Raw genomic sequence first — 18011 nt, 5'->3', positions numbered from 1 at the left:
GACGTCGACGCGTAAGGTCTCCGCAATACCGACCGTGCCAGTTGGCGTCGTCGGAATTGCGGAGGTTTTGCGTATGACGAACGTACTCGAGAACCAGGAATCGGTGGACGCGACCGAACAGGCCGGGATCCCGTTCGATGCCGCCGCGCACGCCAAGTCCATGGTCGGTCACCACTACCGGGTGGACGACTACTACGAGGTCGGTCGCGAGAAGATCCGCGAGTACGCCCGTGCCGTGCGCGATTCGCATCCGGCCCATCACGACGACGACGCAGCCCGCGGGCTGGGATACGACGGAGTGATCGCGCCGTTGACCTTCGTCTCGATCGTCGGCATGATCGCGCAGCGCAAGCTGTTCGAAGAGGTCGTCACCGGTTACGACCTGAGCCAGATCATGCAGACCGACCAGCGGATGGTCTACCACCGCCCGATCCAGGCCGGCGACAGGCTGTTCTGCGACGTCTACCTCGACGACTTCCGCCAGGCGGCCGGCAGCGACATCATCACCACCAAGAACGTGATCACGGATCAGTACGACAATCTCGTGCTCACCTCGTGGACGACGCTCGTCGCCCGTTCCGGTGGCGAGGTCGACGACAACATCGCGCACGCGGTCAAGGATGTGGTGATGCACAGTGACACCGGTGATGCACAGTGACACTCCGTAGTTTCGCGGATGTCGCGGTAGGGGACGAGCTTCCGTCGAAGGTCGTCACGCTCACGCGCGGAAATCTGGTCAACTATGCAGGTGTGTCGGGTGATCCCAACCCGATCCACTGGAGCGACAAGGTGGCCGAACTGGCCGGCTTGCGCGACGTCGTCGGGCACGGCATGCTCTCGATGGGCATCGCGGCCGGCTTCGTCACGGAGTGGCTGGGAGACCCCGGCGCGGTGACCGAATACAACGTTCGGTTCACCAGTCCGGTATATGTGGAGGCCGACAAGGCCGCCGAGATCGAGTTCACCGGCAAGATCAAGTCGGTGGACGCGGAGAGCAAGACAGCAGTGGTCGCTATCGTGGCGAAGTCCGACGGTCGTAAGATCTTCGGTCGCGCCACGGCAACGGTCCGTTTGGCCTGACGGCCGAGCGGATTGGGTTTGTCCCGGGGCAATGCAGTACACTTAGGCTTCTGGGATCGCATAGCAGCGCGCTGCTCTACGAAGGCCGTAACGGCCCGACGGGGTAGCGCGCGTGTCATGTGGTCGCAGATGGGTCGGTTCCGGACACTCGCTTCGTACGAGTGTGGATGTCCGACCAGAGGGGCGTAGCTCAATTGGCAGAGCAGCGGTCTCCAAAACCGCAGGTTGCAGGTTCAAGTCCTGTCGCCCCTGCCCCCGGACTGCCAGCGACCGAGAGGAACGATGTGAGCGAGGAGCGCGGTCAGCGCCACAGCGGCACCGCAGGGAACATCCCCGGCGACGCTGGAACGGCTACCGGCGCGACCCCCGACGGTTCCTCCGCGGCTGCTCGGCCGACCGGCAAGCGGGCCACCCGTCGTGGTGCAGCCGATTCCTCGGCATCCACGACGAGCGCGGTGTCCATGAAGAAGACGTCGCGTTCGGCCACGGCCGTGAGCGATCGTCCCGCCGCGAAGTCCGAGAACATCTTCAAGCGACTCGTGCGCTTCTTCCGTGAGGTCGTCGCCGAGCTCCGCAAGGTGATCTGGCCCAACCGCAAGCAGTTGACCACCTACACACTCGTGGTCCTTGCGTTCGTGACCGTCATGACGGCGTTCATCTTCGGATTGGATCTGGCGTTCGTACAGGGCGTCAGCTGGTTGTTCGGTTAGCGCCTGTCCGCGCGAGACGAAAAATGTGATCGACGAGAGGAAAGTGCCCGGTGAGCACCCCCGAGAACGACTCGTACGAGGCTTCGGCCGAGGAGCACGTTTCGGACGAGGCCTTGGTTGACGACGTGACGGCCGAGTCGGCGGATGCGGACACCGAGGTCTCCGAGTCCGACGCTGCTGTCGAGTCCGGCACCGATGCCGAGGTCGAGGTCTCCGACGCAGCGGAGGGCACCGACGCCGCCGCCGAAGAGGACGAGGTCGACCCGGCCGAGGCCCTCGAGAAGCAGCTGCGGCGCGAGCCCGGCGACTGGTACGTCGTGCACTCCTACGCCGGCTACGAGAACAAGGTCAAGACCAACCTCGAGACTCGCGTCCAGAACCTCGACCTCGCCGATTACATCTTCCAGGTCGAGGTGCCGACCGAAGAGGTCACCGAGATCAAGAACGGTCAGCGCAAGCAGGTCAACCGCAAGGTCCTGCCCGGCTACATCCTCGTCCGGATGGAACTCAACGACGAGTCGTGGGGCGCCGTCCGGAACACGCCCGGCGTGACCGGCTTCGTCGGAGCCACGTCGCGTCCGTCGCCGCTGACGATCAAGGAGGTCGTGAAGTTCCTCCTCCCGCAGCAGGCGAAGAAGAAGCCGGCGGCCGGTGCTCCGACCGCAGGCGAGCAGGCTCCCGCCGCCGCTGCGAAGCCCGCCATCGAGGTGGACTTCGAGGTCGGCGAGTCCGTCACCGTGATGGACGGCCCGTTCGCGACGCTGCCCGCCTCCATCAGCGAGGTCAACGCCGAGCAGCAGAAGCTCAAGGTCCTGGTGTCGATCTTCGGCCGTGAGACTCCCGTGGAGTTGTCGTTCAACCAGGTGTCGAAGATCTGACGATCCCCAGGATCCGACGGCGCCGGCATCCGGCGCGCACAAGCTTGCAGTAGCAGTACGCAAGAACCACACCGAGCAAGAAACTAGGAATAGAGATGCCCCCCAAGAAGAAGAAGATCGCCGGGCTCATCAAGCTCCAGATCCAGGCCGGCCAGGCCAACCCGGCTCCGCCGGTCGGCCCCGCGCTGGGTCAGCACGGCGTCAACATCATGGAGTTCTGCAAGGCGTACAACGCGGCGACCGAGTCGCAGCGTGGCAACGTCGTGCCGGTCGAGATCACGGTCTACGAGGACCGCTCGTTCGACTTCAAGCTGAAGACCCCGCCGGCCGCGAAGCTCCTGCTCAAGGCCGCAGGCGTGCAGAAGGGCTCCGGCGAGCCGCACAAGACCAAGGTCGCCAAGGTGACCATGGATCAGGTGCGCGAGATCGCCAAGACCAAGCAGGAAGACCTGAACGCCAACGACATCGAGGCTGCCGCGAAGATCATCGCCGGCACCGCTCGGTCGATGGGCATCACGGTCGAGGGCTGAGCCCCTCGCTGTTCCGGGGCTCCGTCCCCGGGCCTGCAGTAGCACTCGTGGGAGGGCCGGCCAGGCCCGCTACCACGCCCGAACCATTCACCTGCCGGTGAGAAGTTAGGAAAGAACATGGCAAAGCGCAGCAAGGCATACCTCGCCGCGGCCGAGAAGATCGACTCGGACAACCTGTACAGCCCCCTCGCAGCTGCGAAGCTCGCGAAGGAGACCACCTCGAAGAACTACGACGCCACCGTCGAGGTCGCGATGCGACTCGGTGTGGATCCCCGCAAGGCGGACCAGATGGTGCGCGGCACGGTCAACCTGCCGCACGGCACGGGTAAGACCGCTCGCGTCATCGTCTTCGCGGTGGGCGAGAAGGCTGCCGAGGCCGAGGCCGCAGGTGCCGACGTCGTGGGCGCCGAGGATCTGATCGAGCGCATCCAGGGCGGCTGGCTGGACTTCGACGCCGCGATCGCGACCCCCGACCAGATGGCGAAGGTCGGTCGTATCGCCCGCGTCCTCGGTCCCCGTGGTCTGATGCCGAACCCGAAGACGGGCACGGTCACCCCGGACGTCGCGAAGGCCGTCACCGACATCAAGGGTGGCAAGATCAGCTTCCGCGTCGACAAGAACGCCAACCTGCACTTCGTGATCGGCAAGGCCTCGTTCGACGAGACCAAGCTGGTCGAGAACTACGCTGCTGCTCTGGACGAGGTGCTCCGCGCCAAGCCGTCCAGCGCGAAGGGCCGCTACATCAAGAAGGTCACGATCGCTACGACCACCGGCCCGGGCATCCCGGTGGACCCGCAGCGCACCCGCAACCTCCTCGAGACCGCGGAGTAATTCGCACTGCACGCAATGGATTTGCGTCCTGAGGCGGCCGGTACAGCATCGCTGTGCCGGCCGTTTTGCATTTCGCGGACATCGTCCGCTACAGTGGTCGGGTAGTTCGGCGTGCGCCGATCTTCACCCCGATCATGTTCTACCCAAGACCGTTGGTCACCGAATCCGCGTGCGGATCGGTTGAAGGTCCGGAGTTGTCCGGCGGCCCACGCAGGAGGACGAGGTTAGGGGAGATGTGAACCGCGATGTGCCTTCCGGGTGCATTCGAGTTCCTCCTCCTTGTACGCCCCGTGTGCCCTGCGCCGGGGCGTTCGTCGTTTTCCGGTCCCGGCGGTCGTCCGGTGGGGCGTCCCACTCGGGACACCGGGAAAACGACTGTTACTGAGAGGAGGCGAAGTATGGCAAAGCCCGAGAAGGTTTCCGCAGTTGCGGAGATCACCGAGCAGTTCAAGACCTCCACCGCTGCCGTGATCACGGAATACCGTGGTCTGTCGGTGGGAAGTCTGACCGAGCTGCGTCGCGCTCTCGGAGAGGGTGCCACCTACTCCGTCGCCAAGAACACCCTGGTCAAGCGTGCCGCCGCTGAGGCGGGCGTCGAGGGTCTCGACGACCTGTTCGTCGGTCCGACCGCCATCGCGTTCGTCAAGGGCGAAGCGGTGGACGCTGCGAAGGCTCTGAAGAACTTCGCGAAGGACAACAAGGCTCTCGTCATCAAGGGCGGCTACATGGACGGCGCTGCGCTGTCCGTGGAGCAGGTCAACCAGATCGCGGACCTCGAGTCCCGCGAGGTGCTGTTGGCCAAGCTCGCCGGCGCGATGAAGGGCAACTTGGCAAAGGCCGCAGGCCTGTTCAACGCCCCCGCTTCTCAGGTGGCCCGCCTCGCGGCCGCTCTGCAGGAGAAGAAGGCGGGCGAAGAAGCCGCTTGACGCTGATCCGCATCACTGCGAATCTGCATCACCGCGAAAGATACATCCACGCGTGCTCCGGCACGCACCATCCCATCCGGTCGCGGATCAGCGACATGGGACTTATCAGGAAGGACCGCCACCATGGCGAAGCTCACCACCGAAGAGCTGCTCGACGCGTTCAAGGAACTGACCCTGCTCGAGCTCTCGGAGTTCGTTAAGGCATTCGAGGAGACCTTCGAGGTCACCGCTGCTGCTCCGGTTGCCGTCGCTGCCGCCGGTGCTCCGGCCGCTGCTGCCGAGGCCGAGTCCGAGCAGGACGAGTTCGACGTCATCCTCGAGGGTGCCGGCGAGAAGAAGATCCAGGTCATCAAGGTCGTTCGCGAGATCGTCTCCGGCCTGGGCCTGAAGGAAGCCAAGGACCTCGTCGAGGGTGCTCCGAAGCCGATCCTCGAGAAGGTCGCCAAGGACGCTGCCGACGCTGCCAAGGCCAAGCTCGAAGAGGCCGGCGCCAAGGTCACCGTCAAGTAAGACGGTTTCCGACCTTCCCCGTCGAGCGTTCCGACGCTCTCCGGGACGGTTCCGCAGAAGGGCCGTTTCCGCGAATTCACTTCGCGGAAACGGCCCTTCTGCATATCGTGGAAAAAGAACTCCGAGCTATATGTCCGGTATATCCGAACTGCATTCCACCCGGTGTTCACGCAGGTCACACCGTAAGTCGAGATATGTAGAACCCCCTGTACGAGATCCTTACTCATGAGTAGGATCGCTAGTCACAGGTACCACTATCCATGCGATAGAGTGGCCCAACCCACACGGGGGCGACGGTATCGGACAGCGGAGGTAATCGTGGGAGTCGAGGTTTCCGTCGAGGGGCTGACCAAGTCCTTCGGCTCGCAACGTATCTGGCAGGACGTGACGTTGACGTTGCCGGCCGGTGAGGTCAGTGCGTTGCTCGGTCCGTCGGGTACCGGTAAGTCGGTGTTCCTCAAGTCGTTGATCGGTCTGCTGCGCCCGGAGGAGGGCTCGATCGTCATCGACGGCACCGATATTCTGCAGTGCTCGAGCAAGGAGCTCTACGAGATCCGCAAGTTGTTCGGGGTGCTGTTCCAGGACGGTGCGTTGTTCGGGTCGATGAACCTCTACGACAATGTCGCCTTCCCGTTGCGCGAGCACACCCGCAAGTCCGAGTCGGAGATCCGGCAGATCGTGATGAGCAAGCTCGAGCTCGTCGGTCTGCTCGGCGCCGAGGACAAGCTGCCCGGGGAGATCTCCGGGGGGATGCGCAAGCGCGCCGGGCTGGCGCGGGCGTTGGTGCTCGATCCGGAGATCATCCTGGTGGACGAGCCGGATTCGGGTCTCGATCCGGTGCGCACGACCTATATTTCGCAGACGTTGGTCGATATCAATGCGGAGATCGATGCGACGATCCTGATCGTGTCGCACAACATCAATCTGGCGCGCACGGTGCCGGACAATATCGGGATGTTGTTCCGTCGGCAGTTGGTGATGTTCGGTCCGCGGGAGGTGTTGTTGACTTCGGATGAGCCGGTGGTCAAGCAGTTCCTCAACGGCACGATGATCGGTCCGATCGGGATGTCGGAGGAGAAGGACGAGGCGACGATGGCGCACGAGCAGGCGCTCGTCGAGGCGGGTCATCATGCCGGTGGTGTCGATGATGTCGAGGGGATCGTGCCGCAGATGCAGGCCACGCCGGGGATGCCGGAGCGGCAGGCGGTGGCGCGTCGGCAGGAGCGGGTGCGCTCGATCCTGCACACTCTGCCCCCGGCCGCCCAGAGCGCCATCCTCGAGTCGCTCGATCACAACGGCGCTCCCCACACCGCCCGGGGCTACGCCGACGACGACACCCAGATCATTCCCGCCTACACCGGAGAGGGATACGAGCAGCAGGCTCAGCAGTAACAACAGCCGCAGCAGTGGTACAGCGTCAGTAGTGGTACAGCCGCAGGCTGGAGAAGTAGGAGACTAGATGGGGGCGGGCAGCTCGCTCGTGCGGCCGGTTCACGGCGCACTCACCCAGGCCGGCAACATCGTCGAACTGTTCGTCGACGTCGTGCGGAACACCTTCCGCCGACCGTTCCAGTTCCGGGAATTCATCGAACAGGCGTGGTTCATCGCGAGCGTCACGATTCTTCCGACGGCGCTCGTCGCGATCCCGTTCGGCGCCGTCGTGTCGCTGCAGACCGGCTCGCTGATCAAGCAGCTCGGCGCCGAATCGTTCACCGGCGCCGCGAGCGTCCTGGCGGTCATCCAGCAGGGCAGTCCGATCGTGACGGCCCTGCTGATCGCCGGTGCCGCCGGTTCCGCGGTCACCGCCGACCTCGGATCGCGGACGATCCGCGAGGAGATCGACGCGATGGAAGTGCTGGGCATCAATCCCATCCAGCGCCTCGTCGTCCCGCGAGTACTGGCGATGGTGCTCGTCGCGCTCCTGCTCAACGGTCTCGTCTCCGTGATCGGCATCGCCGGCGGCTACTTCTTCAACGTGGTGCTGCAGGGCGGTACCCCCGGCGCCTACCTCGCCTCCTTCTCCGCCCTCGCGCAGCTACCCGACCTCTACGTCGCCGAACTCAAGGCTGCGATCTTCGGGTTGATCGCCGGTGTCGTCGCGTCCTACAAGGGGCTGCACCCCGGTGCGGGCCCGAAGGGTGTGGGGGAGGCCGTGAACCAGACCGTCGTCATCACGTTCCTGCTGCTCTTCTTCGCGAACCTGATCCTGACGATGGTGTACCTGCAGATCGTTCCTGCGAAGGGATCCTGACCAGATGACAGTCTCCAGAGGCCGCGGAGATCTCGTTCTTCTCCGGGGTCGCCGAGCGGTGCGCGCACCGCTGAACGTGCTCGACCGCGCGGGGGACCAGATGTCCTTCTACGCGCGTGCCGTCGCGTGGACCCCGCGAACCCTCACCCACTACCGCAAGGAAGTCCTGCGGTTGCTCGCCGAGGTCACCTTCGGCAGCGGTGCACTCGCCGTGATCGGTGGCACCATCGGCGTCATCGCGATGATGTCCGGCTTCACCGGCGTCGTCGTGGGTCTGCAGGGTTACGCCGCGCTCGAGCAGCTCGGCTCGTCGGTGCTCACCGGCTTCCTCTCGGCCTACGTCAACACCCGTGAACTGGCCCCGATCGTCGCGGCGCTCGCGTTGTCGGCGACCGTGGGTTGTGGCTTCACAGCACAGCTCGGTGCCATGAGGATCAGCGAGGAGATCGACGCCCTCGAGGTGATGGCCGTGCCGTCGCTGCCGTTCCTGGTGACCTCCCGGATGATCGCCGGCTTCGTCGCCGTGATCCCGCTGTACATCATCGGTCTCCTCGCGGCCTATCTCGCGACCCGCACGATCAGCACGCTGTTCAACGGCCAGTCGAGCGGCTCGTACGATCACTACTTCTATCTGTTCCTCCCACCGGAGGACGTGTTGTATTCGTTCGCGAAAGTGCTGGTCTTCGCGTTCGTGGTCATCCTCATCCACTGCTACTACGGTTTCCACGCCAGCGGCGGTCCCGCCGGCGTCGGGGTGGCCGTGGGCCGCGCGGTGCGTACCGCGATCGTGACGATCGCGATCCTCGACTTCTTCCTCAGCCTCGCGATCTGGGGCACGACGACCACGGTGAGGGTGGCCGGATGAGTGACACGACCACTTCGCCCTTGCGTCGCCGCACCCTGGGACTGATCTTCTTCGTGGTGCTGGCGCTGTTCCTGTACGTCACGATCGCGATGTACAACAAGACGTTCACGAAGGTCGTGAAGGTCGACCTCCGCACCGACAGCATCGGCAACGCCCTGCCGCTCAACGCCGACGTCAAGGCACGCGGTGTGCTCGTCGGCGAGGTCCGCGGAACGAGCGCGGACGGCGGCGATGTCACCGCGCATCTCGCTCTCGACCCCGACAAGGCCGAACTGATCCCGGTCAACGCCACCGCACAGCTGCTGCCGAAGACCCTCTTCGGTGAGCGCTACGTCTCGCTGATCATCCCCGACGATCCGGGCCGTCCCGTCACGAACGGCGATGTGCTGGTGCAGGACACGAGCGAGCGCACCGTCGAACTCGGTGACGTGCTCGACGGGCTGCTCCCGCTCCTCGAGGCCGTCCCGCCGCAGGACCTCGCCAACACGCTCGGCGCCCTGGCCCAGGGGCTGAGCGGACGTGGCGAGAAGCTGGGGCAGACGGTCGACGACCTCGAACAGATCTTCCGCGAGGTGAACGTCGAACTGCCCACGCTGCAGGAGGATCTGCGCGGACTCGCCGACTTCTCGCAGACCTACTCCGAGGCCGCACCGGATCTCGTCGAGGCGCTGAACAATCTGCGCACGACGGGTGGCACGGTCGTCGAACAGCAGAACCAGATCCGCACGCTGCTCGCGAGCGCGACGGGAGCGTCGTCGCAGACGGCCGATTTCATCGAGCAGAACTCGAACTCGATCATCACGCTGTCCGCCGATTCGAAGGAGGCGCTGCAGCTGCTCGCCCGTTACTCGCCGTCCTTCCCGTGCACCTTCGAGGGATTCGCCGACGCGAAACCGGCCGCCGTCGACCTGCTCGCGGCCGACGATCCGTTCCCGGGTGTGCGCGCGAACATCCAGTTCACGAACCCGAAGGGCCGCTACCTGCCGAACCAGGACGAGCCGCGTCTGCTCGACGATCGCGGACCGGCCTGCTACGGCGACGTGACCGCGCCCGGCCGCAACTTCCCGCAGTATCCGGGCGGTTCGGTCAACGACGGTTCGTATCAGGTGCCGTCGCGTAATCCCGGTCCCGAGACCATCGATTTCTTCCCTGCCCCGGCAGGATCCGGCGTCCCCGACGATGTCGGTGAGATCATCGGCACCTCGGACGGCGGCGCGACTCCCGTCTCGTACGCCGGCTCGCGTCTGGAACAGGACACGCTCGATGTGATCTACGGACAGGCCACCGGTGTCGACCCCGAGGAGGTCCCGTCCTGGACCACCCGGCTCGGCGCTCCGGCGATCCGCGGTACGGAGGTGAGCTTCCAGTGAGAGGTCTGGCAGCACCCCTGATCAAACTCATCGTGTTCGCCGTGGTCACCGTCATCGCGACCGGTGTCCTCGCCGCGACCATCGCCAGTGTCGGCGGTGGGGGAGGAACGAAGTTCCACGCGATCTTCTCCGACGTCACCTCGCTCAACAAGGGCGACGACATCCGCATCGCGGGTGTCCGCGTGGGGCAGGTCGAGGAGATCTCCGTCTTCGACGAACGGCAGGCGCGGGTCACCTTCTCGCTCGAGGAACGCGACTGGCTCCCGGCCGGTGCCACCGCGACCATCCGGTTCCGCAATCTCGTCGGCCAGCGCTACATCGCGCTCGGTCAGGGTGAGGGCGCCCAGGGCGAGAAGATCACGGGTGGCGACACGATCCCGATCGAGCGCACGAAGCCGGCGGTGAATCTCACGACGCTCTTCGACGGCTTCCGGCCGTTGTTCCAGACGCTTAGCGCCGACGACGTCAACAAGCTCTCGTTCCAGATCATCCAGGTCTTCCAGGGGGAGGCCGGAACGATCGACGATCTGGTGCGCAGCACCGCGTCGCTGACCAACACCATCGCCGACAAGGATCGCGTGATCGGTGCGGTGATCGACAACCTCAACACCGTCCTGGCCACGATCGACCAGCGCGACGAGCAGCTCGATTCGCTGCTGGTCAACACGCAGGCACTCGTCAGCGGGTTGTCGGCCGACCGGGCGACCGTCGGTTCGGCGGTGGCGTCGATGGCGGGACTGACCGACGCGGTCTCCGACGTCCTCGAGCCCACCCGCCCGTCGATCGCGCAGTCGATCACAGCGCTCGAACAGGTCACCTCGAATCTCAACGCGAACCGCGACGAGGTCGACCGCGTCCTCGAGACGTTGCCGGTCAAGCTCGACAAGCTCGGGCGCGTGGCCAGCTACGGTTCGTGGTTCCAGTTCTACCTGTGCGGTATCGACATCGTCGCAGGTCCCGGTTCGGTCCCGTATCTGAATCTGCCGACGGGGCTGCCCACCGTGAACCAACCCATCTACACGAATGCGGCGAAGCGTTGCTCGCAGGAGGGGATGCAGGAGTTGCAGGGACGATGAGCAAACGTCGCAGTCCGGCCGCCGCCGGTGCCCTGGGCATCGTCGTGGTGCTGCTGGGGACACTGTCCGCCTTCTTCCTCGACGAACTGCCCATCATCGGGGCGGGCGCGACCTACAAGGCCGAGTTCAGCGAGGCCGCAGGTCTCAAACCCACCAACGAGGTGCGTATCGCCGGCGTGAAGGTCGGCAAGGTCACCGGGGTCGACCTCGATGGCGATCGCGTGATCGTCTCGTTCAAGGTCCAGGACGCCTGGGTCGGGAACGACACGGCGGCCTCCATCCAGATCAAGACGATCCTCGGGCAGAAGTATCTGGCACTCGAGCCGCGGGGTACGGAGGTGCTCGACCCGGACGACCGGATCCCGCTCGACCGGACGGTCGCGCCGTACGACGTGATCGAGGCGTTCTCGTCTGCGGCCACGACCCTCGGCGAGATCGATTCCGAGCAGCTCGCGACCGGCTTCCAGACCCTGTCGGAGGCTTTCTCGGAGACACCCGACGACATCCGGGCCTCGCTCGACGGCATCAGTCGCCTGTCCGAGACCGTCGCGAGTCGTGACCAGGAGCTGAAGAAACTCCTCGACGCGACCGGCAACGTATCGAAGGTGCTCGCCGACCGCAACGCCGAGTTCAACCGGTTGCTCTCCGACGGTGCGCTGCTCGTCGCGGAACTGAACAACCGGCAGGAGGCGATCTCCCAGTTGCTCGACGGCACCAAGCGGTTGTCGGCGGAGCTCTCCGGGCTCGTCGAGGAGAACCGCGAGACCATCGGTCCCGCCCTGCAGCAGTTGCGCGGCGTCGTCGACGTCCTCCAGGAGAACAACGACAACCTCGATCGGGCCATGGAGCTGTACGAGCCGTTCGTGCGTGTCTACACCAACGTCGTCGGCAACGGCCGGTGGTTCGACCAGGTCGTCGTGAACCTGACCCCGCCGGGCCTGCCGGAGATCCCCGGTTACCGCGAACCCGGTCGCCGCCTGGAAGGGGGCAACTGATGGCACACGCCGAGAACGGCGAGTCCCGCAGCAATCGCGGGCGCATCGCGCTGATCGCGGCCGTCGTGGCGGTCGCGGTGGCCCTGGCCGGAGTGGGCTGGTGGTTGTTCACCCGACTGGGCACCACCGAGATCACCGCCTACTTCGACAAGGCCGTCGGCATCTACGAGGGTTCCGACGTGCGGGTGCTCGGCGTCGAGGTGGGGAAGGTTACCTCCGTCGAACCGCAGGGCGACCTGGTCAAGGTCGGTCTGCGGGTGAACCGCGGCGTCGACATTCCTGCCGACGCCCGCGCCGTGCAGATCACCCCCTCGGTCGTCGCCGATCGTTACGTGCAGCTCACCCCCGCCTACACCGGTGGCGACACGATGAGCAGCGGTGCGGTGATCGACCGCGAGCGCACCGCCACCCCGGTGGAGGTCGACGAGCTCTACGCGAGCATCGACGAACTCTCCCGCGCGCTCGGTCCCGACGGCGCGAACCGCGAGGGCGCGCTGACCGATTTCGTCGAGGTCGGTGCGGAGAACCTCGCCGGCAACGGTGAGGCCCTCGGGCAGAGCATCGAGAACCTGTCGGCCGCCGCGCGCACGCTCGACCAGTCGCGCGACGACCTCTACGGCACGATCGAGAATCTGCAGCTGTTCGTCAGTGCTCTCGCGGCCAACGACGAGCAGGTGCGCCAGTTCAACGCGCAACTGTCGGACCTGTCGGGATTCCTGGCGGGGGAGCGGCAGAACCTCGGTGAGGCGCTGAACACGCTGTCGGTCACGCTCGGCGACGTCGCGACGTTCGTGCGCGACAACCAGGCGGCGGTGAAGGACAACGTCGACGCACTCGTGCCGATCACGGAGACGCTGGCGAACCGCCGGCAGGAACTCGTGGATTCGCTGACGCTGCTACCGCTCGCGGTGAGCAACCTCGTCAACTCGTACGACGCCGAAGCGGGTGTGCTTGCATCGCGGCTCGTGCTGCCCGACCTGCAGGATCCTGCGGGAGCAGTGTGCAAGCTCATCGATCTCGGCAATCTCGTGCCCGGCGACGAGCGTTTCGAGCAGCTCGGCCGGCAGATGCAGCCGCTGATCGACCGGTGCCGCGATGTCGCCACGCAGATCACCGAGGACCAGCGGTCCCCGGATCTGATCCTGCCGTTCGGTGTCCTGAGCGGCGAGAACATCCAGCGGCAGGTCACTCCGGGCACGGTGCCCGGCGTGGTCTCGCCCCGGCTCGACCTCCAGGGAGGAGATCGGTGAGCGGCGCGAAGAGGATGGGCCGCACAGGTGTCTTCGGAGCGGCCGCGTGCGTGGTCGCGGTGACGGTCACGGGGTGCGGAGGTCTGTCCGACGTCCCGTTGCCCGGCGGCGCCGATGTGGGTAGCGATCCGATCCGTCTGTCCATCCAGTTCGACGACGTGCTCGACCTGGTTCCGCAGTCGAGCGTGAAGGTCGACGGTGTGCCGGTCGGGCGCGTCGAATCGATTTCGGTCGCATCCGATTTCGGATGGACCGCCGACGTCGGCATCGTGCTCGACTCGAGTGTCGACCTGCCGGCGAACGCGCTCGCGAGCGTCGAACAGTCGAGTCTGCTCGGTGAGAAGTTCGTGCAGCTCACGCCTCCGGAGGACGAGCCCCCGACTGGTCGGCTCGCCGACGGCGACGTGATCCCGCTCGACCGCACCCGGCACGCCACCGAACTCGAACCGGTGCTCGGCGCGCTGTCGCTGCTGCTCAACGGTGGCGGTGTCGGCCAGCTCGCGCCGATCGTCAGCGAGTTGTCGACGGCCTTCGACGGCCGCGAGGGAACCACGCGCAGCCTCATCGAGCAGGCCGAGACCCTGATCACCGGTCTCGAACAGCAACGCGACGACATCACCCGGGCGCTCGACGGACTCGACGAGCTCACGGTGCGGGTCGCGGAGCAGAACGACAAGATCGCCGCCGTGCTCGACGAACTGCCGGTCGCAACCGAGGTGCTCGAGCAGCAGCGGCCGCAGCTGACGCAGCTGCTCGGCCAGCTCGACCGGCTCGGCACCGCAGGTGTCGACGTCCTCGATCAGTCCAAGGAGGATCTGATCGCCGACCTCCTGGCGCTGCGCCCGACCCTCCAGGCACTCGCGGCGTCGGGCGACGACCTCGTCGAGGCGCTCGCCTTCGTGCCCACGGTGCCGTTCCCGGACGGTGTCGAAAAGGTCGCGCTGGGCAACTCGGTGAACCTCTTCCTCGTCGTCGACCTGCAGATCGGCAACGCGCTGGCCGCGCTCGGTGTGGGTCAGGGCGACCCGGTCTACCGCCAGCCGAAGTTCGGCAATCCGAAGCCGCTCGTCGACCCGTCCAACCCGTACTACGACGGGAACGGACCTGCCCCGGGCTGGCCCACCGTGTCGTTGCTGCCGGTGCTTCCCACTCCGCGTCTGCCCGGTGTGACCCTGCCCGAAGGGGTGACGCTGCCCGAAGGGGTGTCGCTGCCCGACGGCATCGAGATCCCGGGGGTCACCGAGGCCGGCGCGGACACGGACACGGACACCGGCACCGGCACCGGCACCGAGGGCGACGATGCCCCGCCGCCGGGGCCGCTGGAAGGTTTGCTGAATCAGCTCGGACTCGGGGGTGGGCAGTGAGATCGCGCCTTGTGAAAGTGCAGCTCGCGCTGTTCGTGGTCATCGCGCTGCTCGGCATCGTGTTCGTCGGTGCCCGGTATGTGCGGCTCGACAACCTCATGGGCTTCGGCCAGTACACCGTCGACGCGCGGTTCCCCACCGGCGGCGGCATCTTCCCGAACGCCGAGGTCACCTACCGCGGTGTGCCGGTGGGCCGCGTCGGGCCGATGACCCTCACGGACGACGGCATCAATGTCGAGTTGCGCCTCGACAACGGTGGCCCGCAGATCCCGGCGTCGGCGCGACCGGTCGTGGCGAACCGGTCGGCGATCGGTGAGCAGTACGTCGATCTGCAGCCACCGAACGACGAGGGTCCCTATCTCGAACAGGGCTCCGTCATCGAGGGCACCGAGGACGATCTGCCCACGCCGGTCGAAGACCTGCTGTTGAGCACGAACGACCTCGTGTACTCGGTTCCGCTCGAGCCGCTGCGCACCGTCGTCACCGAGCTCGGCGCGGCCTTCGACGGCCGCGGCGACGACCTGCAGGTGCTCGTCGACGCGCTCGCCGGTCTCAGCGAGAAGGGCACCGAATACCTGCCGCAGACCGTCACGCTCATCCGCGACAGCCTCACGGTGCTCGACACGCAGTCCGACCAGTCGTCGGCGATCCAGCAGTTCAGCTCGGATCTGGATCTGGTGACCGCGCAGCTTCGCGACAGCGACCCCGATCTGCGGCGCCTGATCGACACCGGCACCGATGCGAGCGACCAGCTCTCCCAGCTGATCGAGGGCTCCGGCCCGGGCCTGACCACCGACCTCGCCAATCTCGCGGCGGTGGCGGAAGCGGCAGCCCCGCAGTCGATCGCTCTGCAGCCGCTGCTGGCCTTCCTTCCCGCCGTCGCGGGCAGTGCGAGTACGGTCGCTCCGGGCGACGGCGCGGTGCGTCAGGGCATCGTGCTCGAGACCAACAATCCGCCTTCGTGCACCATCGGGTACGAGGGGACGCAGGAGATCCTCGCGCAGATGCGCGCGCAGGATCCGAACTTCGACGAGACCCAGCAGGACTTCCCGTTCAACACGAACGCCTCGTGCGAGGTGCCGCAGGGCAGTGTCACCGGCGTACGCAGCGCGAACCGCATCGTCTTCGCCGATCCGAACACGATCCAGCCCTGGGATTTCAAGCCGAAGAAGGACCCCGACAAGCTCAACCTGAATCCGATCGCGACGCAGCTCGCGCCGTTGCTCGGAGTCACCCCGAAGTGAGCAGTTAGTAGGTTTGTGGAGTGAGTGCACCAATTTCCTCCGACGCTCCGCCCACCCCACCTCCCTCCGCCGACGGCAACTCGTCCGCGGACGGGCGGGGACCGGGCGGGGCACGCAGGGCGGCCCTCGCCGTCGTCTCGGTGCTCGCCGTCGTCGCCCTCGCGGCGGCGGTGTGGTTCGGCTACGGCTGGGGGCGTGCGCTCCTGGTGGACCGCTCGGCTGCCGAGGCGCGCGACGCCGCGCTCTCGGGAGCCATGCAGGCGGCCGTCAACCTGAACAGCGTCGACGCGAACGACGTCGACCTGTCGATCGAGAACATGCGATCGTCGATCACCGGCGACGCCCTGCGCAACGATCTCGCGGCGACCGAGGAGGACATCCGGGCCCGGGTCGCGGAGACCGGCACCAGCATGTCGGCCGAGGTGCTGTTCGGAACGCTCACCGAACTCAACACCGACGACGATCTGGGCAAGGCGCTCGTCGTCCTGGCCGTGCGCACCCAGACCCCCGAGTACTTCGTGACCAACAAGGTCCCGGTGCTCGTGTCGCTGCGCAAGGACGGCGACGTGTGGAAGGCCGAGACCATCGAACCGCTCGCCTCCGTCGAGATGGAGTCGGGACCGGTCCCCGGTGCGCCGGCCTCCGATCCCGGCGCGCAGCCCGCGCCCGGAGATTCCGGGGCGCCCGCGCCCGGAGATTCCGGGGCGCCCGAGCCGGGAGATACCGGGGCGCCCGCGCCGGGAGATACCGGGGCGCCCGCGCCGGGAGATACCGGGGCGCCCGCGCCGGGAGATACCGGGGCGCCCGCGCCCGAGGGCGAGGCGGGTCCGTGATGTTCGGCAAGTCGACGAAGGAGAACGTGTAGTGCCCCCGCAGCGACGGAAGACCGGCCCCAGTGGGCCCCCGCGCCGTCGGCCGAAGGTCGCCGGCACGTCCCGACCGCCTCGGATGACTCCGGCAGAGGATGAACGCCCGACCCGGGCAGAGGACGAACGCCCGACCCGGGCAGAGGACGAACGCCCGACCCGGGCAGAGGACGAACGCCCGACCCGGGCAGAGGACGAACGCCCGACCCGGGCAGGGGAAAAGCCTGCCGAGGAAACTTCTGCCGAGCAGTCGCGACCCTCCGAGGTGACGCTCGACAAGCAGGACGAGAAGCAGGAGAAGCCGGCCCCGGCGGCCGGCGACGGAACTCCCGCAGAGCACCCGACGGAGTCTCCGGCCGAGCCGGTGGATCCGCCCGAGCCTCCCGCCGGTGACGACGGCGGGTCGCGCGCCTCCGGTGGATGGCGCCCGGTGATCGTCGTCGGTGCGGTGGCGGTGGTGCTCGCGGTGATCGCCGCGGTCGCCGCCTTCCGTCCCGGCGCCGAGGTCTCGAACATCGCGTGGGTCGACACCGCGGAGACGCGCGAGGTCACCGAGGCCGCGAAGGTCGCGATCGAGACCATGCACGGCTACGACTACCGCACCATCGACGAGGACTTCGGCCGGATCCGGGAGTTGCTGACCCCGGAGCGGCTCGAGGAGTTCGACTCGACTGCGGACGTCACCAAGAAGGCCGCGATCGACACCCGCACGGTCACCGAGGTGATGGTCGAGCACATCGGCGCGACGATGCTCGACGACACCCGCGCCGAGGTCGCCGCCTACATCAACGTCAGCGCCACCGGCGACGGGATCGCCCAGGGGAGCGCGGCCGCACCGCTGTTGGTGAGGATGGAGAAGTCGGACGGACGATGGCTGGTCTCGGAGATCCGCGACCGGTGACGACGGCTGCGGATCGCCCCCTCACCGGGAGCGTCCGCGGCCGCGACGCGCAGATCGTTCCGGACTCGCAGTCTTGACGCAGGCGACGCGAGGGGTCACTCTATCGGTACGCCTGTTCGACTGAAGGCTTCCTCGTGAGCCGCTCGAGGTCGTTTGCCAGGTTTCTTTGAGGCACCCCTGTGGACATTTCGCCTACTCAGGTGTAGGTTAGTTCTTTGCGCTGGCTGCCTCCTGTTCACCTTCTGATCGTCGAGTCGGAATTCGCCCTTTCGGGCGAGACCGTTTCGGTGCGTCGGTGGGGTTCTCGTTCGGGTTGCGACCAGCGAAAACGCCCCACATGAAGAAGCAGGTACAGCGGCGGTCG

At 66.5% G+C, this 18011-nt stretch carries 18 protein-coding genes, 1 tRNA gene and 1 pseudogene; all 20 read left to right on the top strand.

From position 1 onward, the window contains the following. The first annotated feature begins 73 nt into the window (after positions 1-73). Positions 74-658, top strand: a complete 585-nt coding sequence (hadA, locus tag C6Y44_RS18685; RefSeq protein ID WP_159417761.1) for a (3R)-hydroxyacyl-ACP dehydratase subunit HadA — start codon at positions 74-76, stop codon at positions 656-658. After that, complete coding sequence (hadB, locus tag C6Y44_RS18680; protein WP_019291230.1) at positions 655-1080, top strand: (3R)-hydroxyacyl-ACP dehydratase subunit HadB; 426 nt, start codon at positions 655-657, stop codon at positions 1078-1080. Before hadA ends, hadB begins: the two co-directional genes overlap by 4 nt. 179 nt (positions 1081-1259) lie before the next feature. Further along, positions 1260-1332 (top strand) — tRNA-Trp (locus C6Y44_RS18675). 32 nt (positions 1333-1364) lie between these two features. Then, on the top strand, positions 1365-1790 hold the full coding sequence (gene secE / locus C6Y44_RS18670) for a preprotein translocase subunit SecE (protein WP_120280027.1): 426 nt from the start codon (positions 1365-1367) through the stop codon (positions 1788-1790). Positions 1791-1840: 50 nt separating this feature from the next. Then, positions 1841-2668 carry a transcription termination/antitermination protein NusG gene (nusG, locus tag C6Y44_RS18665; RefSeq protein WP_159417762.1) on the top strand — a complete coding sequence of 276 codons (828 nt, stop codon included), beginning with the start codon at positions 1841-1843 and terminating at the stop codon, positions 2666-2668. 95 nt (positions 2669-2763) lie between these two features. Then, complete coding sequence (rplK, locus tag C6Y44_RS18660) at positions 2764-3198, top strand: 50S ribosomal protein L11 (protein WP_006552290.1); 435 nt, start codon at positions 2764-2766, stop codon at positions 3196-3198. A 117-nt stretch (positions 3199-3315) separates the two neighbouring features. Then, positions 3316-4029, top strand: coding sequence for a 50S ribosomal protein L1 (rplA, locus tag C6Y44_RS18655; RefSeq protein ID WP_016932671.1), 714 nt, complete (start codon positions 3316-3318; stop codon positions 4027-4029). A 398-nt stretch (positions 4030-4427) separates the two neighbouring features. Then, on the top strand, positions 4428-4955 hold the full coding sequence (rplJ, locus tag C6Y44_RS18650; RefSeq protein ID WP_006552288.1) for a 50S ribosomal protein L10: 528 nt from the start codon (positions 4428-4430) through the stop codon (positions 4953-4955). A 123-nt stretch (positions 4956-5078) separates the two neighbouring features. Beyond that, entirely contained in the window at positions 5079-5465 is a 387-nt protein-coding gene (gene rplL, locus C6Y44_RS18645) for a 50S ribosomal protein L7/L12 (RefSeq protein WP_024101686.1), read from the top strand. Positions 5466-5780: 315 nt separating this feature from the next. Then, positions 5781-6857 (top strand): ABC transporter ATP-binding protein, encoded by a 1077-nt coding sequence (locus C6Y44_RS18640; protein WP_318653682.1) that lies wholly within the window; start codon positions 5781-5783, stop codon positions 6855-6857. Between the two features lie 67 nt (positions 6858-6924). After that, the gene (locus C6Y44_RS18635; RefSeq protein ID WP_006552286.1) at positions 6925-7716 is read left to right on the top strand and encodes an MlaE family ABC transporter permease; all 792 of its coding nucleotides are present in this window, start codon (positions 6925-6927) and stop codon (positions 7714-7716) included. A 4-nt stretch (positions 7717-7720) separates the two neighbouring features. Continuing rightward, positions 7721-8581 (top strand): MlaE family ABC transporter permease, encoded by an 861-nt coding sequence (locus tag C6Y44_RS18630; RefSeq protein WP_024101684.1) that lies wholly within the window; start codon positions 7721-7723, stop codon positions 8579-8581. After that, positions 8578-9951, top strand: coding sequence for an MCE family protein (locus C6Y44_RS18625; RefSeq protein WP_159417763.1), 1374 nt, complete (start codon positions 8578-8580; stop codon positions 9949-9951). The genes C6Y44_RS18630 and C6Y44_RS18625 overlap by 4 nt, the downstream gene beginning before the upstream one ends. Continuing rightward, positions 9948-11027, top strand: a complete 1080-nt coding sequence (locus tag C6Y44_RS18620) for an MCE family protein (RefSeq protein ID WP_120280024.1) — start codon at positions 9948-9950, stop codon at positions 11025-11027. The genes C6Y44_RS18625 and C6Y44_RS18620 overlap by 4 nt, the downstream gene beginning before the upstream one ends. After that, positions 11024-12022: an MCE family protein gene (locus C6Y44_RS18615; protein ID WP_159417764.1), complete on the top strand. Its 999-nt coding sequence runs from the start codon at positions 11024-11026 to the stop codon at positions 12020-12022. The genes C6Y44_RS18620 and C6Y44_RS18615 overlap by 4 nt, the downstream gene beginning before the upstream one ends. Beyond that, positions 12022-13272, top strand: coding sequence for an MCE family protein (locus tag C6Y44_RS18610; protein WP_120280023.1), 1251 nt, complete (start codon positions 12022-12024; stop codon positions 13270-13272). The genes C6Y44_RS18615 and C6Y44_RS18610 overlap by 1 nt, the downstream gene beginning before the upstream one ends. A 14-nt stretch (positions 13273-13286) precedes the next feature. Further along, positions 13287-14636 carry an MCE family protein gene (locus tag C6Y44_RS18605; RefSeq protein ID WP_159419159.1) on the top strand — a complete coding sequence of 450 codons (1350 nt, stop codon included), beginning with the start codon at positions 13287-13289 and terminating at the stop codon, positions 14634-14636. Next, complete coding sequence (locus C6Y44_RS18600) at positions 14633-15880, top strand: MCE family protein (protein ID WP_120280021.1); 1248 nt, start codon at positions 14633-14635, stop codon at positions 15878-15880. The genes C6Y44_RS18605 and C6Y44_RS18600 overlap by 4 nt, the downstream gene beginning before the upstream one ends. A gap of 140 nt (positions 15881-16020) precedes the next feature. Next, positions 16021-16608, top strand: a pseudogene (locus C6Y44_RS18595) (hypothetical protein); the annotation flags it as partial. 403 nt (positions 16609-17011) lie between these two features. Then, complete coding sequence (locus C6Y44_RS28150) at positions 17012-17647, top strand: hypothetical protein (RefSeq protein WP_174247004.1); 636 nt, start codon at positions 17012-17014, stop codon at positions 17645-17647. The last annotated feature ends 364 nt before the right edge of the window (positions 17648-18011 follow it).

The organism is Rhodococcus rhodochrous, assembly GCF_014854695.1.
Taxonomy (GTDB): Bacteria; Actinomycetota; Actinomycetes; order Mycobacteriales; family Mycobacteriaceae; genus Rhodococcus.
The sequence above is the reverse complement of the archived record's forward strand: the minus strand, read 5'-3'. Positions and strand labels throughout refer to the sequence as shown.

What these genes read in the sequence shown, in the direction of transcription:
- hadA (WP_159417761.1), top strand. Translation starts at nt 74, where the DNA reads ATGACGAACGTACTCGAGAACCAGGAATCGGTGGACGCGACCGAACAG.
- rplK (WP_006552290.1), top strand. Translation starts at nt 2,764, where the DNA reads ATGCCCCCCAAGAAGAAGAAGATCGCCGGGCTCATCAAGCTCCAGATC.
- rplA (WP_016932671.1), top strand. Translation starts at nt 3,316, where the DNA reads ATGGCAAAGCGCAGCAAGGCATACCTCGCCGCGGCCGAGAAGATCGAC.
- rplJ (WP_006552288.1), top strand. Translation starts at nt 4,428, where the DNA reads ATGGCAAAGCCCGAGAAGGTTTCCGCAGTTGCGGAGATCACCGAGCAG.
- rplL (WP_024101686.1), top strand. Translation starts at nt 5,079, where the DNA reads ATGGCGAAGCTCACCACCGAAGAGCTGCTCGACGCGTTCAAGGAACTG.
- C6Y44_RS18635 (WP_006552286.1), top strand. Translation starts at nt 6,925, where the DNA reads ATGGGGGCGGGCAGCTCGCTCGTGCGGCCGGTTCACGGCGCACTCACC.
- C6Y44_RS18630 (WP_024101684.1), top strand. Translation starts at nt 7,721, where the DNA reads ATGACAGTCTCCAGAGGCCGCGGAGATCTCGTTCTTCTCCGGGGTCGC.
- C6Y44_RS18625 (WP_159417763.1), top strand. Translation starts at nt 8,578, where the DNA reads ATGAGTGACACGACCACTTCGCCCTTGCGTCGCCGCACCCTGGGACTG.
- C6Y44_RS18615 (WP_159417764.1), top strand. Translation starts at nt 11,024, where the DNA reads ATGAGCAAACGTCGCAGTCCGGCCGCCGCCGGTGCCCTGGGCATCGTC.
- C6Y44_RS18610 (WP_120280023.1), top strand. Translation starts at nt 12,022, where the DNA reads ATGGCACACGCCGAGAACGGCGAGTCCCGCAGCAATCGCGGGCGCATC.
- C6Y44_RS18605 (WP_159419159.1), top strand. Translation starts at nt 13,287, where the DNA reads ATGGGCCGCACAGGTGTCTTCGGAGCGGCCGCGTGCGTGGTCGCGGTG.